Source organism: Thalassospira sp. MCCC 1A01148, from assembly GCF_001613795.1.
In the GTDB taxonomy this organism is placed as follows: Bacteria; Pseudomonadota; Alphaproteobacteria; order Rhodospirillales; family Thalassospiraceae; genus Thalassospira.
The window spans coordinates 237,700-259,393 of the sequence record NZ_LPVZ01000019.1; the positions used below are offsets into that span (position 1 = coordinate 237,700).

Genomic DNA, 21,694 nt, shown 5'->3' on the forward strand with positions numbered 1-21,694 from the left:
GCGACAAACGCAATTCTTAAATGCACCGGAATATGTCGGGGACTCCGTGGGCCAATGGCATTCGACGGGGTGGAAATCGACGCTCAGAAAAACGTGTTCCTTGATGGACTGATTAAACCTCAGCCAATTCCGCCCGAGGATTTGGTTTAAAGCCCGCGTATTCCCAAATAGTTACACCAAAAAGTGGAAAACTGACCATTTGGACAGAAGGTGCTTTGCCTCTTTTGTGATCGCGTATACAATCTGCACACAATCTATGCAAAAGGTTGAGTTTCGTATAACGGCAATAATCCGCAGGGGGACAAAAATGAAGTCTGGTACTTTCCGCCTAACGCGTCGTGCCATGCTGTCAGCCATCGCCGGCGCAGCCGCAGTGGTTTCGTTTGGCTTTGGCGCACCGGCAGAGGCCGCTGATCCGCTGAAAGTTTCGGCGATCTACACCGTTCCGGTCGAACAGCAGTGGGTATCGCGCATTCACAAGGCGCTCAACGCTGCCGAAGCACGCGGCGATATTTCCTATGAGTTTTCCGAAAACGTCGCCAACACCGACTATGAGCGCGTCATGCGCGAATATGCCGAAAACGGTTCTGATCTGATCGTTGGTGAAGTCTTTGGTGTCGAACGCGCTGCCCGCAAGGTTGCTGCTGACTATCCGGAAACTGCATTTCTGATGGGGTCAAGCTTTGCGCCGGACGGGGAAAACTTCTCGGTCTTTGATAACTTCATCCATGAGCCGAGCTACCTTGTCGGCATGGCCGCTGGCAAGGCGACCGAAACCAACAAGATCGGCATGGTTGGCGGCTTTGCCATCCCGGAAGTGAACCGTTTGATGCATGCCTTCATGGCTGGTGCCAAATCGGTTAATCCCGATGTCGAATTCATGGTGACCTTCATCAACAGCTGGTATGACCCGCCCAAGGCCAAAGAAGCAGCCTTTGCCATGATCGATAATGGCGCGGACATCATGTATGCCGAACGCTTTGGCGTATCCGATGCGGCCAAGGAACGCGGAATTCTGGCTGTTGGTAACGTGATCGACACTGCGGCTGATTATCCGGGCACCATTCTGGGTTCGGCACTGTGGCATATGGAAGCGACCATTGACCACGCGATCGAAGCGGTCAAAGCCGGTGAATTCAAAGCCGAAGATTACGGCAAATACAGCTACATGGAATTCGGCGGCGGTTCCGTCGTTCTTGATCCGGCCCTGCTGCCGGACGGTACGGTCGAAGAAGTCGAAGCCAAGCAGGCTGAAATCCTTGATGGGTCCTTCACTGTCGAAGTAAACGACGAAGAACCGAAATCATCGATGTAAGATTTCGCTGAAATCATTGGGCAGTTCGGTTACATAATCGAACTGCCCTTTGTTGTTTACGACATGATAGGGTACTAACCCGATCCCGCCCCGCATACGCCCACTGCCCCACAGCGTGACGCATAAAAACAAAACGGATTACCCGAATGTCATCTGCTGCGCACACATCTTCTGAAACGTCGCAAGACCTGCTGCTGTCGCTGGCAGGTGTCACCAAAAGATTTGGCCCGCTGGTTGCCAATGACGCCATTGATCTGACCGTTCACAAGGGCGAAATCGTCGCCCTTCTTGGCGAAAACGGCGCTGGCAAAACCACCTTGATGAATATTCTGTTCGGTCACTATGTCGCAGACGAAGGCACCGTTACGGTTGCCGGTCGCGATGGCGATCTTGAGCAGCTTGAACCGGGCGCCCCGCAGGCAGCCCTTGATGCCGGGATCGGCATGGTTCATCAGCATTTCACACTTGCTGAAAACCTGACCGGTCTTGATAACATCGTCCTTGGGACCGAACCGATTTTCAGGCTCCGTCGTGATCGCAGCACGGCGCGAGCAAAGCTTGGTGAACTGATGGCCGGATCGGGGCTTAATGTCGATCTGGATCAACCGGTCCACAAACTGACTGTTGGCGAAAAGCAGCGCGTAGAAATCCTCAAGGCGCTTTATCGCGATGCGCGGTTGCTGGTTCTAGATGAACCGACCGCTGTTCTGACCCCGCAAGAAGCCGACAGCCTGTTTGCCATCCTGCGCAAACTTGCCGCAACCGGCCTTGCGGTGATTATCATCGCCCACAAACTGGCCGAAGTTCTTGCCGTATCGCACCGGATTGCGGTGCTGCGCGGCGGGGCCAAGGTTGGCGAAATGAAAACAAGCGACGCGAACCACAAATCCATCGCTGAACTGATGGTCGGTCGCGAAGTTCCTGCCAGCCGCCGCACACCGCGCGAGGCCGGAAAACCGGTGATAACGCTTGCAGACGTCATAATTGATCGCGGGGATTCCCGCCGGTCCCTGCATGGGGTGAATGTCACCGCCCGCGAGGGAGAAATCCTTGGCATCGCCGGGGTGTCAGGCAATGGCCAGGCGGCGCTCGCGCAACTGATCGCAGGCCTTGATAAACCCGATAGCGGCACAGTCGAGATATTTGGCGAAACAATCACCAAATTCGATGCCCACACATTCGCCCAAAACGGCATCGCGCGCATCCCCGAAGATCGCCATCATGACGGTATGGTCGGGTCGATGACCGTGGCTGAAAATATCGCGATCGAAGATGTCCGAAGCCCGGAATACCAAAAACTCGGCTTCCTTGATTTCGACGCCATCCGCACACGGGCCGAGCATGCCATTGCCGATTATGACGTGCGCTGCCCGGGTCCTGATGCGCCTGCCCGTCTTTTGTCGGGTGGGAATATCCAAAAACTGATCCTGGCACGTGTTCTGGAAAAATCACCCAAGCTGATCCTTGCCAACCAACCATCGCGTGGCCTTGATGTTGGTGCGCAATCAGAAGTCCATCGCCGCTTGCTGGAAGCCCGTCAGGGTGGGGCGGCGGTCATTCTGATTTCCGAAGACCTTGATGAACTTCTGACCATTTCCGACCAGATCGCCGTGATCCATGCCGGGCACATAACGCCCGCCATGCCAACCGACAGCATTGACAGGTCCGAGCTTGGCCTGATGATGGCCGGACAGAAAGCCGCCCCGCATGCCCCCGATGGCACGACGACCACCAAACCGGGAGAAACGGCATGATCCGCTTTGAACCGCGCAGCAATCCCGGCCCGCTTCTTGTTTATGGCGTGCCGGTTCTGGCCGCGACGATTGCCATACTTCTCGCCGCCATTCCGCTGGCGCTTGCCGGTGCACCGATTATTGAGGCCTATGGCCTTATGATCAGTGGTGCCTTTGGATCAGTGTTCTCAACCTCGGAAATGCTGACCCGCGCCACCCCGCTGATCCTGACCGGGCTTGCGGCCGCCATCGCATTCCGCGCCAAGCTTTGGAATATCGGTGCCGAAGGCCAGCTTTACATGGGGGCCATGGCCGCAGTTGCCGTTGGTTCCGGTGTGATTGACGGGCCAAGCTGGGTGATGATCCCGGTCGTGATTATCGCTGGCATGGCTGCTGGTGCGTTGATGCTGATTGGTCCGACGCTTTTGAAGACCCGCCTTGGTGTGGACGAGGTCGTCACCACCCTTCTTTTGAACTTCATCGTATTGTTGTTCGTGCAGATGATGCTTGAAGGGGCGCTTAAAGACCCGATGTCGATGGGCTGGCCACAGTCCGAACCGATCATTGATAGTGCGGCCTTCCCGGCCCTTCTTGAACGCATGCGGGTACATATCGGGCTTCTCATCGCACTTGTTTCGGCCATTGCGCTGGCGATTTTCGTCAAGCGTACGGTATGGGGCTTTGAAATTCGTGCGGTGGGGGAAAATGCCGCAGCTGCCAAATTTTCCGGCATTTCGGTGACCAAAACCATGATCCTTGTTGCCGCCCTGTCAGGTGGTTTGGCCGGTCTTGCCGGGGTATCGGAAGTGGCTGGCACGCGTGGTTACCTCGCAACTGACCTGTCGCCCGGATATGGCTATGCCGGAATTGTGGTCGCGATGCTGGCACGTCTGTCGCCCATCGGGGTAATTGCATCGGCGCTTTTCGTTGCATCGGTCTTTGTCGGTGCAGATTCCATGAGCCGCGCGATTGGCGTTTCAAGCTATCTCGCTGATCTGATCGTTGCCATGGCGTTGCTGTGCGTTTTGATCGGCGGGTTCCTGACCCGGTTTAGGGTTCACTTTGATCGCAAATCGGCGCAGGGCTAAGGGGAAAGACCATGGAAATCATTGATATTCTTCTTGCCGCCAGCTTCTGGGAAGCCGCCATTCGCATTGCAACCCCGTTGATATTTGGCGTGTTGGGCGCATTGATTTGCGAACGCGCCGGTGTGCTTAACCTTGGGATCGAGGGCATCTTTACCGCCGGTGCCATGGCGGGCTGGATGGCTGTATGGCTGGGTGCCGGTCTTTGGGGTGGTGTATTGGTTGCAGCCCTTGCGGGTGGCTTCTTTGGCCTGATCCATGCGATCCTGACTGTGCCGCTGGGGCTAAGCCAGCATGTGTCGGGCATCGGGGTGACGTTGCTTGCGACCAGTTTGTCATATTTCACCTATCGCACGGCATTGCCCGATGTTTCGTCCCCGCCGCGCATCGAACCGTTCCGTCCGCTTGATATCCCGTTTCTTTCAGACCTGCCCTTCATCGGACAGGCGCTGTTTTCGCAAACGGCCATGACGATGCTGGCCCTTGTTCTGGTGTTTGTCACCGGCTGGGTTTTGTATCGCACACCGCTTGGTCTTGCGATCAGGGCTGTTGGTGACAACCCGTCCTCGGTCGAGGCACAGGGACTTTCGGTTTATGGCCTTCGCATTGGTGCGGTCGTTGTCGGATCATCGCTGATGGCATTGGGCGGGGCTTTCCTGACCATGTCGGCCTTTGATGCGTTCTTCTTTGGCATGATCAATGGCCGTGGCTGGGTCTGTATCGCGCTGACCGTGTTTGCCAGCTGGCGACCGGGCAAGGCATTGATCGGGGCGTTGCTGTTTGGGGCATTTGACGCGTTTCAGGTGCGTTTGCAGACCGAGGTCGGCGCATTCCTGCCATCGCAGGTCTTCCTGATGATGCCCTATATCCTGTCGATCATTGCGCTTATTGTTGTGGCCCGCAAAGCCGATTACCCCAAGGCGCTTCTTGTGCCATGGTTCAAGGGACAACGTTAAGCACTACAACCCGTTTGTGACTGCCACCACCAGACCAAGGATGACATCATGCAACCCGATCTGATCCTGAAAAACGCCAATATCGCCAACGGCCAGACCGGCGTCGATATTGCCTGCCAGAATGGCAAGATCGTCGAGATCGCCAGTCATATTGATGTTCCGGCGGTCGAGGTGCTTGATTGCGGCGGCATGCTGGTCAGCCCGCCCTTCGTCGACAGCCATTTCCATATGGATGCGACCCTGTCACTGGGTCTGCCGCGCATGAATGAGTCGGGCACGTTGCTTGAAGGCATCGCGTTGTGGGGCGAACTGAAACCACTTCTGACCGCCGAAGCGGTGATTGAACGCGCGCTTAAATACTGCGATCTGGCAGTATCCAAGGGCCTGCTTGCCATCCGCACCCATGTGGATGTTTGCGATGACCGTTTGCTTGCGGTTGATGCGTTGCTGGAAGTCAAAAAGCAGGTCGCACCCTATATCGATCTGCAACTTGTTGCCTTCCCGCAGGATGGTTATTTGCGCAGCCCGACCGCCAAGGAAAACACCATCCGCGCCCTTGATAAGGGTGTTGATGTTGTGGGTGGCATTCCGCATTTCGAACGCACCATGGCCGATGGTGCACAAAGCATCAAAGAGCTTTGCGAAATGGCGGCCAAACGCGGGCTTATGGTCGACATGCATTGCGATGAGTCGGATGATCCGCTGTCGCGTCATATCGAAATGCTGACCTATGAAACACAACGTTTGGGGCTTCAGGGCCGGGTAGCCGGATCACACCTGACATCGATGCACTCGATGGACAATTACTATGTGTCCAAGCTGATCGCCCTGATGGCAGAGGCGGAAGTTTCCGCCATCGCCAACCCGCTGATCAACATCACCCTGCAGGGCCGCCACGATACCTATCCCAAGCGGCGCGGCATGACCCGCGTGCCGGAGCTCCGCAAGGCCGGGCTGACCGTGGCATTCGGTCATGACTGTGTGATGGATCCCTGGTATTCCATGGGATCGGGCGACATGCTTGAAGTTGCATCGATGGGGCTGCATGTGGCCCAGATGACGTCGCGCGATGATATCCGCGCCTGCTTTGATGCCGTCACCACCGAACCTGCAAAGATCATGGGTCTTGAAGGTTACGGGATTGAGGTCGGCAATAACGCGGACTTCGTCATCCTTCAGGCCCGCGACACGATTGAAGCCATCCGCATGCGCGCCAACCGCCTGTTTGTGATCAAGCATGGCAAGATCATAGCCGAAACACCGATGGCCCAAACGCGCCTGCACCTTGCCGACCGACCGGATCATGTACGAGAACATGCATATGCCCCGCGCCAATAACAGATCCGGATAACTTCTTGTGATCCAAACGGGCGCAGTTCGCGGATAAGAAACACGCAAACACATCAGGATGCACCATGTTCTACGAACCTGGAAAAACCGCGCATAACTTGCCACATGATCCATTCAAGGCCTGTGTGGCTCCGCGTCCGATTGGCTGGGTGTCGACCGTTGACCCCAATGGTCGGCCCAACCTGGCCCCCTATTCATTTTTCAATGCAGTGCATGGCAACCCGCCAATGGTGATGTTTTCATCAGGTGGCTCTGTCGACAGTTTGCGCAATGCCCGTGACACAGGTGAATTCGTGGTTGGCGTTGCCCCAAAGGCGATGCTGAAAGAACTTAACTTTTCTTCAGCCCCCTTGCCGCCGGGTGAGGACGAGTTTGAATATGCTGGCTTGGAAAAATTGCCCGCCAAGTGTGTCAAACCGCACCTGATCAAGGGGGTGCCGATCCACATGGAATGCAAGGTGTTCCAGATCGTTGACCTGCCAAGCCCCAGTCCGCAACATCCTTGCGCTATGGTGATTGGTACTGTCATTGGTCTGCATATTGATGATTCAATCATTCGCGATGGCATGGTCGATGTCACCCTGTTTGAACCACTCGCACGCCTTGGCTATCAGGAATATGCCAGCGTATCGGAAACTTTCACGGTCCGCCGAGAGGATTTCTGGAAATAGTCGGTAGCAGTTGCCGCCAAGCGCCTGATTTGTTTCATCAAAGCGACGCTCAAGCGCAACCAAACTGTCACACAGACCCCTTAGTGTGAACAAGAACACAGCTCGCCCGAACATGACGGGCTTGAGCTGCATGTTTTTGTGAAATTTTTCCAGGGGATTCCCAGAAATGAAACGGTCATTTGCAGCCGGCCTAATCGGCGTAGCCGCCAGTTTGGTGGCGGGCTCTGTCATGGCAGGCGAAGCCAAGGTTTTTGAAACCAAAAGCGCGATCAACAACCTGTCGACCATCATGGTCGAAGGCGGCAAGGCCCGTGATTTGACCATTGGTCTCGGCTCTGGTGCCTATCGTCGGCCAAGCGATCCGGGCAACATGTTCTATGCAGTGTCTGACCGTGGTCCGAATTTTACCTGCGCAAACGTCGAAGTGGTTCTGGGCGTACCCGCCGATCAGGTCTGCAAAGGTGCGAAAGTTCGCGTCTATCCGACCCCGGATTATTCGCCCTCGATCTACACCATCTTCCTGAATGACGATGGCAGCTTTGACATCAAGGATGTCATTACCATCAAGGACCAGAACGGTGTGCCGTTGACCGGTCTTACCAACAAGTTGACCGTCGCCAAAACCGAAAAACCGGTTGATGCCAATGGCAATATGCTTGAACAGTCGGTTTCCTCGATCGATGCCGAGGGCATTATTCGTCTGAGCGATGGGTCATATTGGATCGGTGAAGAGAACGGTCCGTCGATCCTGCATGTCGCGGCTGACGGTACAGTTATTGAACGTATCGTTCCAGCCGGCTCGGAAAAGGACTTCGAAGGTTCTGCCTATAAGGTCAGTGGCGGCCTTCCGGCCATCCTCGTGAAGCGCCAGACCAACCGTGGCATTGAATCGATGGCCGTTTCGCCAGATGAAAGCAAACTGTATTTCATGGTTCAGAACCCGCTGGCGAACCCGGACAAGGCTGCCTACACCAAGGCAAAGAACACCCGTCTGTTTGTCTATGATCGTAAATCTTCAAAGCTGAGCGGTGAATATATCTACCAGCTTGATGACCCGCAGACCTTCCGCAACGATCCCTCCGAGAAACAGAATTCTCCGCGCATTTCCGAAGTTCTGGCCCTTGGTAATGACCGTCTTCTGGTGCTGGAACGCACCAACAAGACCACCAAGCTACACGAAGTCGAACTGAGCGGGGCGACCAACATCCTTGCCACCCGTTGGGACGACATGTCCACCAGCCCGACACTGGAACAACAAAACGACCTTGGCAGCATTGATCTGGTCGCGGTTTCCAAGACGCTGCGTTTCGACAGTGCCGATTACCCGGAAGCCCCGAACAAGCTTGAAGGCCTGGCCATCATGGGGGACGGCGCGCTTGCGATGATCAACGATAATGATTTTGGCATCAAAGGCGATCCGACCAAGGTTCTGCTGATCGACGGTCTGGTTCAGGCTGACAAATTCTGAGTTTTTGCTTCTCAAGCCGGCAATCACGGGCGGGAAAGCTGTCATGCAGCTTTCCCGCTTTTTTATTGGGTCAAAACGGCGTAAAAGCAGGCCCATGATGGAAAACACACAGACATTCGACACCCCGGACGGCATTGATGCTGTCATCGAACCAATGGATGCCACCGGCTATCTCGCCCCTGTGGGCTTTGAGGATCAGCTGGAAGCAGAGCTTGGCGACGTGATTGAACGCCATGACCGGTTGATGTTTGCTCCCGGCCCGGAACGGCGCGTTTTCTGGGCACAGAATGTCTGGCGCAACCCTGTGCGCATTGCCATCCCGTCGATCAAGGGGGCGGCCAAAATCCTGAAATTCAATCAACGTAACTGGGCGCTGTTCAAGTTTGACCACTTTTCCCGTGCCAAGCTGATTGAAAGCCACCTGCCCCACGTCTCAGCCAAGCGTCAGGTGTTTGGCGAACCAGCCCCTACCGCACCGCTTGGATCATGGACACTGATTGATCCCGATACCATCATCGCGGCGGCCGATTGTTCCAGCCCATGGAAGAACGGCGAAATCGAATTTGAAGAGGACAAGGTCACCCCGCCCAACCGTGCGTACCTTAAATTGTGGGAAGCCTTCACCCGTCTGGGCGCCTACCCGCAGGCCGGTGATCGCACCATGGATCTTGGCGGCAGTCCCGGCGGATGGACCTGGGTCTTGCATGAATTTGGCACCGATGTCATTTCCATCGACAAGGCCCGCCTTGATAGCAAGATCGCCAATCTGCCCCGCGTTGATTTCCGCCAGGAAAGTGCCTTTGGCCTGAACCCGGACGAAGTTGGCTATATCGACTGGCTGTGCTCGGACGTGATTTGTTATCCGGATCGGCTATACCAACTGGTCAATCAGTGGATGGATGCCGGGATGGCGACCAATTTCATCTGCACCATCAAGCTTCAGGGCGATACGGACTATTCCGCCATCACCCAGTTTGCCGATATTCCGGGGTCAAAGGTCGTGCATCTGTATAACAACAAGCACGAACTGACCTGGATGAAGGTGCCCGGCGTTACCGATCAGGATTGATCGGCAACAGCAGCGTTATCGGCATTGTCTGATTGATCATGTTGGGGAATTGCCGGATCAAGCGGATAATAGTTCCCCTTATCGGCACAAAAAATCTGGCCTGACATCGTAAGTTGACTGGTATCGTCAAGGGTGCTGGGCATCACCGCCATACTGCGCGACCGGACTGGCCGCCAGAAAATGCCCGTTCCGCACAGCTTGCAAAAGCCGCGATCCGTCTTGCCCGACATTCGATACCACCGCAAACCGTCTTCCTCGATCAGGTGCAAATCCTTGCGATTAAACCGGGCATAAGCACTGACATGTCCGTGCAATTTTCGGCACAAATTGCAGTGACACATTACCGGATTATCTAGCTGCCCGCGGGTTTCAAAGCGTACCTTACCGCAATGACACCCACCTTGATGCTTGCCTGACTTCGAACTGGGGGCTGTCATTATGGTGCTCCTGTCAAAAGCTGCTCGATAATCGGGGCGGCGGCACTGGCAGCGGGTGCAATGATCGCCAGCATGGTCTTTGCCAACTCGCCGACATTGAGCATGTTCTTGAAATCAGGCAATGCCATGACGCCCTTGGCACCTTTGTCGACTTCCGGCTCCAGCCCCGCCTTTTCATAGGCATCCCCCATCAGCGTCGCTGCCGTCACAAAAGTCAAAAACAGGATAATCGAATAGAGGATACCTTCATAAAGGACCGTACCTTTTACTGCGGCTTCGAATGCCATTGTCAACTTGGCATCGTCTGGCAGATAAGCCGCAGGCCAACTGCGCCAATAGTTCATGTGCAGAACGCTGGTAACGAGAAACAGCGACGTAAAGTACAAAAGATTTTTCCAACGGGCTCCCAACCGGGCAAAGACAACACGGGCATCCGGATCATCCGATGCGACGTCAAACGCCCGGATGACAAGACAGGATGCCGCAACGGCCATCAAAAATGCCGCAACAGCCGCAAGCACGTTGCCAATCACAATGCTCTTGCGCAAATCCCACAGGAAATACTCCTCATCTCCGCCAGGCGCGTCACTTTCCGTCAGGCAACCCGTTTCATTGCAACGCCCCAGGGTGTTGGCAAACACGGCTGGCGCGAACTTCCGAACCATTTCTGTCTGCTGGTCATCGGTTGTTGCAACACACGCACCATCTTCTAGCACCGCGCAGGGTAACAAGCGCCCCTGATAGACCTGTGGTTCGAGATACCCCACCAGACCGAGAAGCAAGATGATGGAGGTCACAAGAACAAGCGTATGGGCAGTGAGTTTTGCCGACAACCATCCAAGCCACTTACGCAACAGAACACTTCCCGGCACGCGCAATACCCAGCCCGGTGGCACCAGGGTAAAATGCATTCTGTCTTTCAGGCAAAATGCAATCTGACGCAACGCCTGAATGACCACCACGAGACCCGCGATCAGAAATGTCAAAAAGGCCGCCGCCATGGCATATCGCGCAGTGACCTGTGTGGCGGTTGGCATTTCGCCAAGATGCTCAATGATTTCCGCCTTTGGGTCCGCCACCAGTGCAAGTTCATGCAACCCAAACCGGCCAAGCAGTGTCGTCCCAATGGCAAAACCAAGCAGCCCAAGCAACAAGGGCAAGAAATCAATCAGGCGCAGGCGGAGTTTATCGACCACAACAGCATCCCCCGATAAGCTGATGGCGGGTGTCAAGACAAGCTGCCATACAAACCCCCATTTCATCCGATCCCGGATTAGTTCGCAAGATATTCATACAACCAAAGGTATTCACCCCTTGGTGGGTATTCGTAGCGATTGATGGCGATTATGTTTGAGATTGCGCAAAAGCAGCCCTATTCTGCGCCTCTGTTCGGAGCCTGATATTGACGCCACCGCGCCAGTTTCTGCCATCAGGCACCGCCCGAAAGTGATGGGAAAAATGTCCGAGAATTCTTTCCAGTATGACGTGCTTATCATCGGCAGTGGTGCTGCCGGTTTGTCCACTGCGCTTAAACTTGCCCCACATGTGAAGGTCGCCGTTCTTTCCAAGGGAAAGATTGATGATGGCTCGACCAATTGGGCACAAGGTGGCATTGCCGCTGTTCTTGATGCCGCTGACAGTGTTGAAAACCATGTCCGTGACACACTGGTCGCCGGTGCGGACCTGTGCAAACGTGAAACCGTCGAATTCGTCGCCACCAACGCGCCAAAGGCAATTGCATGGCTGGACGAACTTGGCATTCAACTGACCCGCGATCCTAATGGCGACAACAATCAGCCATTTCATCTGACCCGCGAAGGCGGCCACAGCCATCGGCGCATCGTCCATGCCGCAGATGCCACCGGGCGCGCGGTCCAGACCACACTGCAAAGCCAAGCCGTCAGTCACCCAAACATTGATATCTTTGAAAACTATCTGGCGATTGATCTGGTGACCGACCGCAAGTTCGGCGGTGAAGGCAGGCGTTGTATCGGGGCTTATGCGCTTGATCTTGGCACCGGGCAGGTCAAATCATTTAACGCGCGCACCGTGATCCTTGCCACAGGCGGGGCAAGCAAGGTGTACCGATTCACATCCAACCCGGACGGCTCGACCGGGGATGGTATTGCGATGGCCTGGCGTGCGGGTTGTCGTGTGATGAATATGGAATTCAGCCAGTTCCACCCGACTTGCCTTTATCATCCACAGGCCAAATCCTTCCTGATTTCCGAAGCTGTACGTGGTGAGGGCGGCAAACTTTTGCTACCCGATGGCACACGTTTCATGGACCAGTTCGACGAACGTGGTGAACTGGCCCCGCGCGATATTGTCGCACGCGCGATTGACCATGAGCTCAAACGTCTTGGTGCGGATTGCGTTTACCTTGATATCACCCACAAGGGGGCTGATTTCATCAAGGAGCACTTCCCGACCATCTACGAGAACTGCCTGAGCTACGGCATCGATATGACCAAACAACCGATCCCGGTTGTTCCAGCCGCCCATTATACCTGTGGCGGGGTTCTTACCGATTTGCGCGGGCGTACCGATCTGACCGGCCTTTACGCAATTGGCGAATGTGCTGGCACGGGCTTGCACGGGGCCAATCGACTTGCGTCGAACTCGCTTCTGGAATGCCTTGTATTTGGTGAGGCCGCGGCAAAGGACATTATCGAAGCCCTTCCGGTCGAAGATCTTTTCAAACCGATCCCGGACTGGGATGAAACCGGCATTACCGATTCAGACGAAGAAGTCATTGTTGCCCATAACTGGGAACAGCTGCGCAACGTGATGTGGGACTTTGTCGGTATTGTGCGCACAACCAAACGCATGCAACGCGCCCAGCACCGCGTGGACCTGCTGTTGTCAGAAATTGACGAATATTACGGCAACTTCCGCGTCACCAATGACCTTCTGGAACTGCGTAACCTTTCGGTGGTAGCCAAACTGATCATTCAGTCCGCCCTGTGGCGTCGCGAAAGCCGGGGTTTGCATTACACGATCGACTATCCTGAACTTGATGAAAGCGGCACCCCGCGCCAGACCATACTGGTCCCGGAAAACTTTGCGGGTCGCTGGGTGATTTCCGGTCAGTGGAAAACTTGAATGAATACCAAAGCGGAACTTATTGGCATCGCACGCAAGACACGGTCGCGAGCCCCCATGGAAAGCCTTGACCGCGTTGAGGTCACAAAAGAGCTTGGCGTGAATGGTGATTATCGCGGCAAGTTGCGCCGTCGTCAGGTCACCATTCTGGCCAAGGAAGACTGGCAGGCGGCATGTCGCGAAATTGATCAAGGCGATATCCCATGGACCGAGCGCCGCGCAAACTTGTATGTCTGCGGCATCGTGTTACCGCGGATCAAAGGCAGCAAACTTTCAATCGGTGGTGTGATATTCGAGATCACCGGAGAAACCGACCCGTGTGATCGAATGGACGAAGTCGCCATGGGCCTGAAAGACGCGCTTACACCAAACTGGCGTGGCGGCGTAACCTGCCGCGTGGTCGGAGCCGGAACACTATCGATCGGAGATCCGGTCAACCAGATTATCTAGTTCAAAGGTCAACTTGATCAGATTTTTGAACCATCTAGAATTCCGGATATCAAGAGCACCTAATTGGGGGATTACTGGATGCACAAGGCGGAACTGCCCGATAACGAACTGGACCGTCAGAAGTCTCTTGAAAGCATGGGCATTCTGACCAGTGTTGCCGATCCGGAACTTGACCGCATCACGCGTGTTGCCCAACGGATATTCGGCTCTGAAATCGTGGCAATATCGCTGCTTGATAACGACCGCCAGTTTTTTAAATCCAACATCAACCAGCCGACTTCTGAAACACCGCGCGACGTTTCATTTTGTGGTCATGTGATTCATGATGATCGCACATTCGTCGTAGAAGATGCGATATCCGATGACCGGTTCCGTGACAATCCGCTGGTCACCGGCGCGCCGTTTGTTCGGTCATATGCCGGTGTACCCCTGACAAACCCGGACGGCTTCAAGATCGGAACCTTGTGTGTGGTCGACACCACCAGCCGCCAGTTTAGCGATGAAGACATTCAGATTCTGGAGGATCTCGGGTTGTGGGCGGAAACCATCATCGCATTGCGTTATGGTGCAAGAACCCCACAACAGGTCTTTGATGACCTTGATCCGGCCAAACAAGAACTGCTGACCGATCCCCAAACGCGCTCCTGGAATGCGGCAGGCATGACGGAATTCCTGCATCGCGAGCTGATCAATGCGCGTCTCAAAAACACACCGATTGCCATCTTTCGCTTTGAGATTGATGAGCATGAAAACCTTGCCAAAACGTACGGAGCGGAAACCCTGGAGCGCGTGGTGCAAGCAATTGCTTCTGCCGTGACGTCATCGCTCCGCGACCGTGATGTTGTCGGGCGTGTTGATAAATATGGCTTTGCCTGCCTGATGCCCGGCGCGCGTGAAGAACAAACAAGTTTTCTGGGTTTCAAACTGTGTGACACCGTGCGCGAACAATGCCGTTTCACCGATGCCGAAGGCGATCCGGTCAGGATCACCGTGAGTGTCGGTGCCACTTGGGCGGAACCGGAAACCAAGTTCCACCACACAGCTGGTGAAATCCTTGACCTTGCAGGCAACGCACTTCTCGAAGCACGTTCAATGGAAATTGAAAACGTCGTTTATCGCGCGTTACCTGTGCCTGAAGAGGCAAATTAGATACCCGATACTCCAAGCCGCCCGCAGAGCTCGCTTGGCGACAGGTCAGCGAGTTTTGTCAATGCGAGATAGGGATCCCCATCGAGCCGTAAAAGGCTGGCAAAGGCTGGCTCGGTCTTAATGCCTGTCTGCTTCAAGTCCTGTATTTTACGGGCAAAGCCATCCCCCATGACGTGAAGAATGCGCGCCTCTACCAACATGTGGACGAAGCCGTATTGTTTGCGGGCCGGACGATCCGTTGCAAAGATTTCAATTGGCAGTCCGTCGCATTCAAACCGCACGACAACGGCCGCGTCGACATGGTCGGTCGCATCACGCCTGTGCCGGGTATAGCCCGCGAAATCACCAAAGGCGTGATCAGCAAACAAGCCAAAAGCATCCAGTCCGGATACATTGCACAATATGTCGATGTCAGATGTTGCTATATCTATCCCCAAAGGCAGGGTACCGACAACTTCCGGACCGTAATCCACAAGGCATTCCAGAATCTGGAAACGATCAAGAATATCCGCTGCCTGCGCGCCCTGCAGCGATGCAGTCGCAAGCCGACCAATCCCCGAAAAGCTTTGGGTATCCAACCCTTCAGGCCAATCCATTACCGTTTGGTTCATTCTGAAAGTCATTCCGTTTCTTGACCTGCACAGTTTTACCGGGATAGCTGATATCCAAGCCCACTCCTAACGAAAGCCGCTGGCACAAATGCTTGATATTCTTGCCATAACAACACCGATTTTTCTAATCATTGCCATCGGCTATATCGCGGTTCTTCGCAACATTGTGCCTCAAACAGTTGTGCGTGGCATGGGGGCGTTCGTTATTAATTTTGCTCTGCCATGCCTTTTGATCCGCACGGTAATTGCCCATGATATCAATAAGGTGTTCAACACCAACTATCTGGTGGCATATGGCAGCGGGTCGCTGATCGTATTCGCACTGGGCTATTTCTTTGCCCGGCTGGTCGCCAGGAAAAGCCAACAGAATGCCGCACTACAAGGCATGGGGATGTCTGTGTCCAACAGTGGTTTTATCGGCTATCCGATTGTTCTGCAGCTGCTTGGTCCTACGGCGGGTATTGCGCTGGCATTGTGCTTCATCATCGAAAATCTGGTCATCACGCCACTTGCTCTGATCCTGGGTGATAGTGCCGAGGCAGAGGGCACTAGCCGTTGGCAAATTCTGCGCAAGACCCTTGCCCGGCTTGCACGCAATCCAATCATTATCGCCATCGTGATCGGGATGAGCATTTCGATTTCCGGGATCACATTACCCGGCCCGATCTTTTCGGTGATCGATATGCTGGCCTCGGCTTCGGGCCCGGTTGCACTGTTTGTCATCGGTGGCGGGCTTGTTGGGCTCAAACTGCGCGGTTTGCGTTTCGACATGGCACGCATCGTGTTTGGCAAACTCGTGCTGCACCCGTTAATCATTTTCCTTTTGCTCGGACTTGTTCCCGACCTGGACCCGTTGATGAAGGTAGCTGCGGTCGGCTTTGCCTGTGCCCCGATGTTGAGCGTCTACCCGATCTATGGTCAGCGTTACGGGCACGAGGGCATGGGGGCAGCATCCCTGATGGCAGCGACATCTCTATCCTTTATCACCATAAGCACAGCACTATGGTTACTTGATAGCACGGCAGTATTCGGACCATTGCCCTGATTATCGCGGCGGCTGTCCGAATTTCGGCCGTTGCCCCGGAAAACCGCCGCCCGGTGGTGGTGGGCGTCGCCCCTGATCAGGGGCGCCACCGGGGCCACTGCCAGGTCCGCCTGCCTGACCGCCGGGTCCCATGCCGCCCGGCCCCTTTGCAAAACTGCGATCAGGCATTCCTGCCAGCATGCGGGGAACGAACGGGAAGCTTTCCGTGACAAAGTATGCGTAGGTGCCCCGGGGATATTCCGGCGTCACCGTTTCACGGCCGTTGGCTTCGTCCAGATCGCCAAGCCCCGGAACGAATTCGAAATCCTCGCCAAAAGTGCCATCATATGTGCCACCCGGTCCGCTCGGTCGTGTTCCAGCCTTTACCCGCCATGAACTGCGCACTGCCACCACGGGTGAAGCAGGATTATTGGGGTCGGAATAGCCAAACATCGCATAAATTGGAAACCCGTCCGCAGCAAACCCAATGCGAATTGAATGCTGGTCCGGCGACCAGCTTTTGATCAATCCCGTGGGCAGGCCGTGATAGTGATAGGTTCCGTCTGGCTGGACATGGGCATTGTTCTGGTCAAGACCAAGATCCACTGTCGGCGAGATCGCCTCATAGCGCCATCCGGACTGACGATCACGTTGCCAGAATTCGGCCGTGAAGGGATCAAATGGCACGCCGTTTACCGCCACACCAAACGACATGTGATCAATCGATGAAAACCGCCCGCCTTTGGTCGGGTTTAGTGGCAACCTGAACTCAAGCGATTGGGCTTTGATGGAATTGGGGTTCTTGCGGTTGGGGAAACTGCCGGTCACATGATCCGGGATTGCGTTGGACCGTATGTAACGATAGCGACCGTCTTCGCGCATGCTGACTTGATTTGAAAGCGCCCAGGCCTGCTTCGTCGGATTGAGGACCATGCCAGCAAGCGGCAACATCCCCATTCCCACCAGAACATTGCGACGCATGCGATCAACTTCTTCACGCGCATCCCCGGCATAACAACCTTCATCCGCTGGCATATGGTGATGATGATGGTGTTCTGACGACGCCCCCCTAAGCGCATGCAGATCAGTTCGTGTTAATTTCGGCACTGGACGCCCCCCAAAACCAGTTGCGATAACACCCCTATTATTTAGCGACGCCGCGCAGGGTTCCAGTCCAAATTTCCCACGCGGTTCTGTCAGGTCGGAATTTCGCCAGCATGGGCCAGAATTTCCTCGGCTTCGCGGATTTCCTGTTGCTGTGCCCACATCTCGGCATAAAGGCCATCACGATCGAGCAATTCCTGATGGCGGCCGCGTTCTGCCACCTGCCCGTCACGCAACACGATGATTTCATCAGCATCAATCACGGTCGACAAACGGTGCGCAATGATCAGGGTCGTGTGCCCGCGTGACACATCGCGAAGTGCTTGCTGGATATCCTTTTCAGTCCGGGTATCAAGCGCTGATGTTGCCTCGTCAAAGATCATGATTTTCGGACGTTTGAGAAGCATACGCGCGATCGATACGCGCTGCTTTTCCCCACCCGACAGCTTCAGGCCACGTTCACCAACCATGGTTTTGAAGCCTTCGGGAAGGCCTGCGATAAATCCGTCGATGCTGGCAAGCTTGGCGACATTTTCGATCTCATCGTGCGCCGCACCCGGTCGACCATAGGAAATGTTATAGGCAATGGTATCGTTAAACAGGACGGTATCCTGCGGCACGATGCCGATTTCACGTCTGAGCGAGTTTTGCGTAACCTCGCGGATGTCCTGATCATCAATCGTGATTTTGCCGCCCGACACATCATAAAAGCGGAACATCAGACGGGTCAGGGTCGACTTGCCTGCACCGCTTGGCCCGACAACGGCAACGGTTTTGCCAGCCGGAACCTCAAAACTTACACCCTTAAGAATCTTGCGATCCGGGTTGTAGGAGAAATGCACATCCTCAAACCGGACGGTTGCTGCATCACAGGCGAGGCTTTTGGCATCCGCCTTGTCTTCGACTTCCTTTTCGACATCGAGAAGCGAGAACATCCGCTCCATATCTGTCAGGGACTGTTTGATCTGGCGATAGACAAACCCAAGGAAGTTCAGCGGCATGTAAAGTTGAAGCAGATAGGTGTTCACCAGAACGAAATCACCCACCGTCATCGTACCGTCCTTCACGCCCTGCGCAGCCAGCAGCATGTTCAGAACCAAGCCCAGCGCAATGATCGCGCCTTGCCCGACGTTAAGTTTAGACAGCGAGACTTGCGACTGAACCGCGGCAACTTCATACCCACGCAATGCCTTGTCATAGCGGGTCGATTCATGGGCTTCGTTATTGAAGTATTTGACTGTTTCGTAATTGATCAGGCTATCGATGGCCTTGGTGTTGGCTTCATCATCGCGCTTGTTCATTTCGCGACGGAACTTCATGCGCCATTCCGTCACCACCAGTGTGAAGACGATATAGATCACAATGGTGGTAAAGGTGATCAGTGCAAACCAGACGTCATAAAGCGCCCACAAGATGATGGAGACCATGAAGATCTCGAGCAAGGTCGGCAGGATGTTGAACAGCATGAAGGACAAAAGAAATTCAATGCCCTTCACCCCGCGTTCAATCGCACGCGACAACCCGCCCATCTGACGATCCAGATGGAAACGCAGCGACAAACCATGCAGATGTTCAAAAACGCTGAGCGCGGATCTGCGAATGGCACGTTGGGCCACCTTGGCAAAGACCGCATCGCGCATTTCACCAAAGGCCGAGACAAGAATACGCACAAGGCCATAGCCGACGATCAATGCCACCGGCACAACAATCAGGGCTGTGGTATCTGGCGATCCAGATTGGGTCGCGTTTGCTGCCGCATCACCGGCCTTGTCACCACCGCCAAGCGCATCGACCGCGTATTTATACAGTACCGGGATATAAACATTGGCGACCTTGGCACCGACCAGGAACAGCAATGCCAACACAACGCGCGCCTTGAGCTCAAGCTCGCCGCGCGGCCACAAATACGGCAGGAATGTCTTGACGACGCCAAACTCTGCGCGTGCAGTTGGCTGGTCGGAACCCATGCTTTTCAATTTCTTATCCCCAAACAGGTACCGAACAGCATTTCAGGATGTGCACGGCATATCTTTTCATTCTGTCATCAACAGATGGACCGATCAGGCCAATTTGGCAAGCATCCTGGGTCGTTTATCCATGAAGGTCATTGCAGATAGCCGGTTTGATGTCTATTTTGCCAATTTGTTGATAAAATCTCAGAAACACCGGGTTTGGCGCCTGATGACCAACCCATTTTCTACCTTCATGAACGGAACCAGGACCATGACGGCGCTTGCCAGTATCGAAAGCCAGGATATCGCAGCATTGATGCGCGATATGGGAATCAAAGCCCGCAAAGCAGCACTCGAACTCGCACAGGTCCCGGCCGAACCAAAAGAAGCCGCTCTCAAGGCCGCGGCTGCCAAGCTGCGTGAAAATTCCGATGCTATCCTGAGCGCCAACGCCAAGGACATGGAAGCCGGTCGTGCCAAGGGCCTGACTGCAGCCTTGCTTGATCGTCTGGCACTGGATGCAGACCGCATCGAAGGGATTGCCAAGGGTGTCGAAGCCGTTGGTGAATTGCCCGACCCCATCGGACGTGAACTGGCGCGCTGGAGCCCGGAGCACAACGGACTTGATATCGCACGTGTGTCCGTGCCGCTTGGCGTGATTGGCATCATCTATGAAAGCCGCCCGAATGTGACGGCAGATGCCGGTGCCATGTGCATCAAGTCGGGCAATGCTGCCATCCTGCGCGGTGGATCGGAAAGCTTCCATTCATCGCGTGCGATTTTTGATTGCATGGTCGCGGGCATCCGTGAAGCGGGCCTGCCTGAGAATGCCATTCAGATGATCCCGGTGACCGACCGTGCCGCCGTTGGCGAGATGCTGAAACTGTCAGATTACATTGATGTCATTGTCCCGCGCGGTGGCAAGTCACTGATTTCGCGCATCACCGATGAAAGCCGTATTCCGCTTTTCAAGCACCTTGAAGGGCTCTGCCACACCTATGTCCATGCCAGTGCCGATCCGCAAAAAGCCGTGGATATTGTCGTCAATGCCAAGATGCGCCGGGTTGGCATCTGTGGTGCGACCGAAACGGTTCTGATCGACAGTTCGGTTGCGGGTCGTCTATTGCCCCGCATTGCTGAAGCACTTGTCGCCAAGGGGTGTGAGCTGCGTGGTGATGAAACCGCGCAGGCGATTGACGGGCGCATCAAACCGGCCACCGCCGATGACTGGGTCACCGAATATCTTGATGCGATTGTCTCGATCAAGGTTGTATCGGGTGTCGAAGAAGCCGTTGATCACATCAACACGTTCGGATCACACCATACTGATGCAATCGTTGCCGAAAACGCCACCGCCACGGCCACGTTCCTGAATGGTGTGGATTCCGGGATCGTGATTGTTAATGCATCAACCCAGTTTGCAGACGGCGGCGAATTTGGCATGGGGGCTGAAATCGGCATTTCGACCGGCAAGCTGCATGCGCGTGGCCCGGTCGGAGTCGAACAGTTGACCAGCTATAAATACATTGTCCGTGGTCAGGGTCAGACCCGTCCATGACGTCATCTGCGCCCAGATCACATGCGGCCCCGCCACGGGTCGGCCTGTTGGGCGGGTCGTTCAATCCCGCCCACGAAGGTCACCTTCATATATCGCTCGAAGCATTGAAACGCTTGCAGCTTGATGCGGTTTGGTGGCTGGTATCGCCGCAAAATCCGTTGAAATCATCGTCGGGTATGGCCGACTTCGCGGATCGGTTTGATTCTGCACTGATGATGGCAAAGCATCCCCGCATTGTTGTTTCTGCAATTGAAAACGAGCTTGGAACCCGCTATACGGCCGATACTCTTGCAGCCTTGCAACGCCGTTTTACCCGAACAAAGTTCGTTTGGCTGATGGGAGCAGACAACCTGGCCCAGTTCCATAAATGGAAATGGTGGGAAAGGTTGATTTTACGTGCTCCCATTGCGGTTCTCGACCGTGAGGGGTATTCTAACAAGGCATTGTCCGGAACCGCCGCGCGCCGTATGGAACGCTGGCGAATTCCCATGGACAGGGCGGGTTTGCTGGCCGATCTCGATGTTCCGGCCTGGGTGTACCTGCCAATCAAGCGCCATCCGGCTTCTTCGACCGCAATTCGCGCCGAAGGCAGATGGCAGGTGTAAGCATCGCAGCGATGTTATTTGTCGGCAAAAGCCGACCATCGCGCGGAAAATT

General features: G+C 55.0%; 19 protein-coding genes. 14 read left to right on the forward strand and 5 right to left on the reverse strand.

Features of this window, described 5'->3' with window-relative positions:
* Positions 1-307 precede the first annotated feature (307 nt).
* The 8 genes from AUQ43_RS08940 to AUQ43_RS08975 all read left to right on the forward strand — a co-directional run bounded on the left by AUQ43_RS08940 (position 308) and on the right by AUQ43_RS08975 (position 9,647).
* Complete coding sequence (locus AUQ43_RS08940) at positions 308-1,315, forward strand: BMP family protein (RefSeq protein WP_062955904.1); 1,008 nt, start codon at positions 308-310, stop codon at positions 1,313-1,315.
* A gap of 146 nt (positions 1,316-1,461) precedes the next feature.
* On the forward strand, positions 1,462-3,069 hold the full coding sequence (locus AUQ43_RS08945) for an ABC transporter ATP-binding protein (protein WP_062955905.1): 1,608 nt from the start codon (positions 1,462-1,464) through the stop codon (positions 3,067-3,069).
* Positions 3,066-4,136 (forward strand): ABC transporter permease, encoded by a 1,071-nt coding sequence (locus AUQ43_RS08950; protein ID WP_062955906.1) that lies wholly within the window; start codon positions 3,066-3,068, stop codon positions 4,134-4,136. The genes AUQ43_RS08945 and AUQ43_RS08950 overlap by 4 nt, the downstream gene beginning before the upstream one ends.
* Positions 4,137-4,147: 11 nt before the next feature.
* Positions 4,148-5,089, forward strand: a complete 942-nt coding sequence (locus AUQ43_RS08955) for an ABC transporter permease (RefSeq protein ID WP_062955907.1) — start codon at positions 4,148-4,150, stop codon at positions 5,087-5,089.
* A 48-nt stretch (positions 5,090-5,137) separates the two neighbouring features.
* On the forward strand, positions 5,138-6,427 hold the full coding sequence (locus AUQ43_RS08960) for an amidohydrolase family protein (RefSeq protein WP_062955908.1): 1,290 nt from the start codon (positions 5,138-5,140) through the stop codon (positions 6,425-6,427).
* 77 nt (positions 6,428-6,504) lie between these two features.
* Positions 6,505-7,110, forward strand: a complete 606-nt coding sequence (locus AUQ43_RS08965; RefSeq protein WP_062955909.1) for a flavin reductase family protein — start codon at positions 6,505-6,507, stop codon at positions 7,108-7,110.
* 166 nt (positions 7,111-7,276) lie between these two features.
* Entirely contained in the window at positions 7,277-8,578 is a 1,302-nt protein-coding gene (locus AUQ43_RS08970) for an esterase-like activity of phytase family protein (protein ID WP_062955910.1), read from the forward strand.
* A gap of 94 nt (positions 8,579-8,672) precedes the next feature.
* Positions 8,673-9,647, forward strand: coding sequence for an SAM-dependent methyltransferase (locus tag AUQ43_RS08975; protein WP_369813467.1), 975 nt, complete (start codon positions 8,673-8,675; stop codon positions 9,645-9,647).
* Here the strand turns inward: AUQ43_RS08975 and AUQ43_RS08980 are convergent.
* Together AUQ43_RS08980 and AUQ43_RS08985 are read right to left on the reverse strand one after the other, a co-directional pair.
* Positions 9,638-10,084 (reverse strand): GFA family protein, encoded by a 447-nt coding sequence (locus tag AUQ43_RS08980; protein WP_062955911.1) that lies wholly within the window; start codon positions 10,082-10,084, stop codon positions 9,638-9,640. The two genes, AUQ43_RS08975 and AUQ43_RS08980, sit on opposite strands and share 10 nt — an antisense overlap.
* Positions 10,084-11,280 carry a hypothetical protein gene (locus AUQ43_RS08985; RefSeq protein WP_147250455.1) on the reverse strand — a complete coding sequence of 399 codons (1,197 nt, stop codon included), beginning with the start codon at positions 11,278-11,280 and terminating at the stop codon, positions 10,084-10,086. The genes AUQ43_RS08980 and AUQ43_RS08985 overlap by 1 nt, the downstream gene beginning before the upstream one ends.
* A 262-nt stretch (positions 11,281-11,542) precedes the next feature.
* Here AUQ43_RS08985 and nadB point away from each other — a divergent pair, with 262 nt between their 5' ends.
* The 3 genes from nadB (at position 11,543) to AUQ43_RS09000 (ending at position 14,788) form a co-directional block, all read left to right on the forward strand.
* Positions 11,543-13,189, forward strand: a complete 1,647-nt coding sequence (gene nadB, locus AUQ43_RS08990) for an L-aspartate oxidase (protein WP_062956046.1) — start codon at positions 11,543-11,545, stop codon at positions 13,187-13,189.
* Entirely contained in the window at positions 13,190-13,639 is a 450-nt protein-coding gene (locus tag AUQ43_RS08995; RefSeq protein WP_062955913.1) for an MOSC domain-containing protein, read from the forward strand.
* A 78-nt stretch (positions 13,640-13,717) separates the two neighbouring features.
* Complete coding sequence (locus AUQ43_RS09000) at positions 13,718-14,788, forward strand: GAF domain-containing protein (RefSeq protein WP_062955914.1); 1,071 nt, start codon at positions 13,718-13,720, stop codon at positions 14,786-14,788.
* Here AUQ43_RS09000 and AUQ43_RS09005 read toward each other — a convergent pair.
* Positions 14,785-15,399 (reverse strand): DUF4269 domain-containing protein, encoded by a 615-nt coding sequence (locus tag AUQ43_RS09005; RefSeq protein WP_181838557.1) that lies wholly within the window; start codon positions 15,397-15,399, stop codon positions 14,785-14,787. The genes AUQ43_RS09000 and AUQ43_RS09005 overlap by 4 nt on opposite strands.
* An 88-nt stretch (positions 15,400-15,487) precedes the next feature.
* On the opposite strand from AUQ43_RS09005, the gene AUQ43_RS09010 reads away from it, so the two are divergent.
* Positions 15,488-16,444 (forward strand): AEC family transporter, encoded by a 957-nt coding sequence (locus AUQ43_RS09010; protein WP_062955916.1) that lies wholly within the window; start codon positions 15,488-15,490, stop codon positions 16,442-16,444.
* Here AUQ43_RS09010 and AUQ43_RS09015 read toward each other — a convergent pair whose 3' ends face one another.
* A complete protein-coding gene (locus AUQ43_RS09015) occupies positions 16,445-17,458 on the reverse strand; it encodes a YHYH protein (RefSeq protein WP_062955917.1) in 1,014 nt (337 codons plus the stop codon).
* 161 nt (positions 17,459-17,619) lie between these two features.
* Positions 17,620-19,494 carry an ABC transporter ATP-binding protein/permease gene (locus AUQ43_RS09020; protein ID WP_062955918.1) on the reverse strand — a complete coding sequence of 625 codons (1,875 nt, stop codon included), beginning with the start codon at positions 19,492-19,494 and terminating at the stop codon, positions 17,620-17,622.
* Between the two features lie 256 nt (positions 19,495-19,750).
* Between AUQ43_RS09020 and AUQ43_RS09025 the strand changes: the two genes are divergently transcribed.
* Positions 19,751-21,037, forward strand: coding sequence for a glutamate-5-semialdehyde dehydrogenase (locus AUQ43_RS09025; protein ID WP_062956047.1), 1,287 nt, complete (start codon positions 19,751-19,753; stop codon positions 21,035-21,037).
* Positions 21,034-21,642, forward strand: a complete 609-nt coding sequence (locus tag AUQ43_RS09030; RefSeq protein WP_062955919.1) for a nicotinate-nucleotide adenylyltransferase — start codon at positions 21,034-21,036, stop codon at positions 21,640-21,642. Before AUQ43_RS09025 ends, AUQ43_RS09030 begins: the two co-directional genes overlap by 4 nt.
* Positions 21,643-21,694 lie beyond the last annotated feature (52 nt).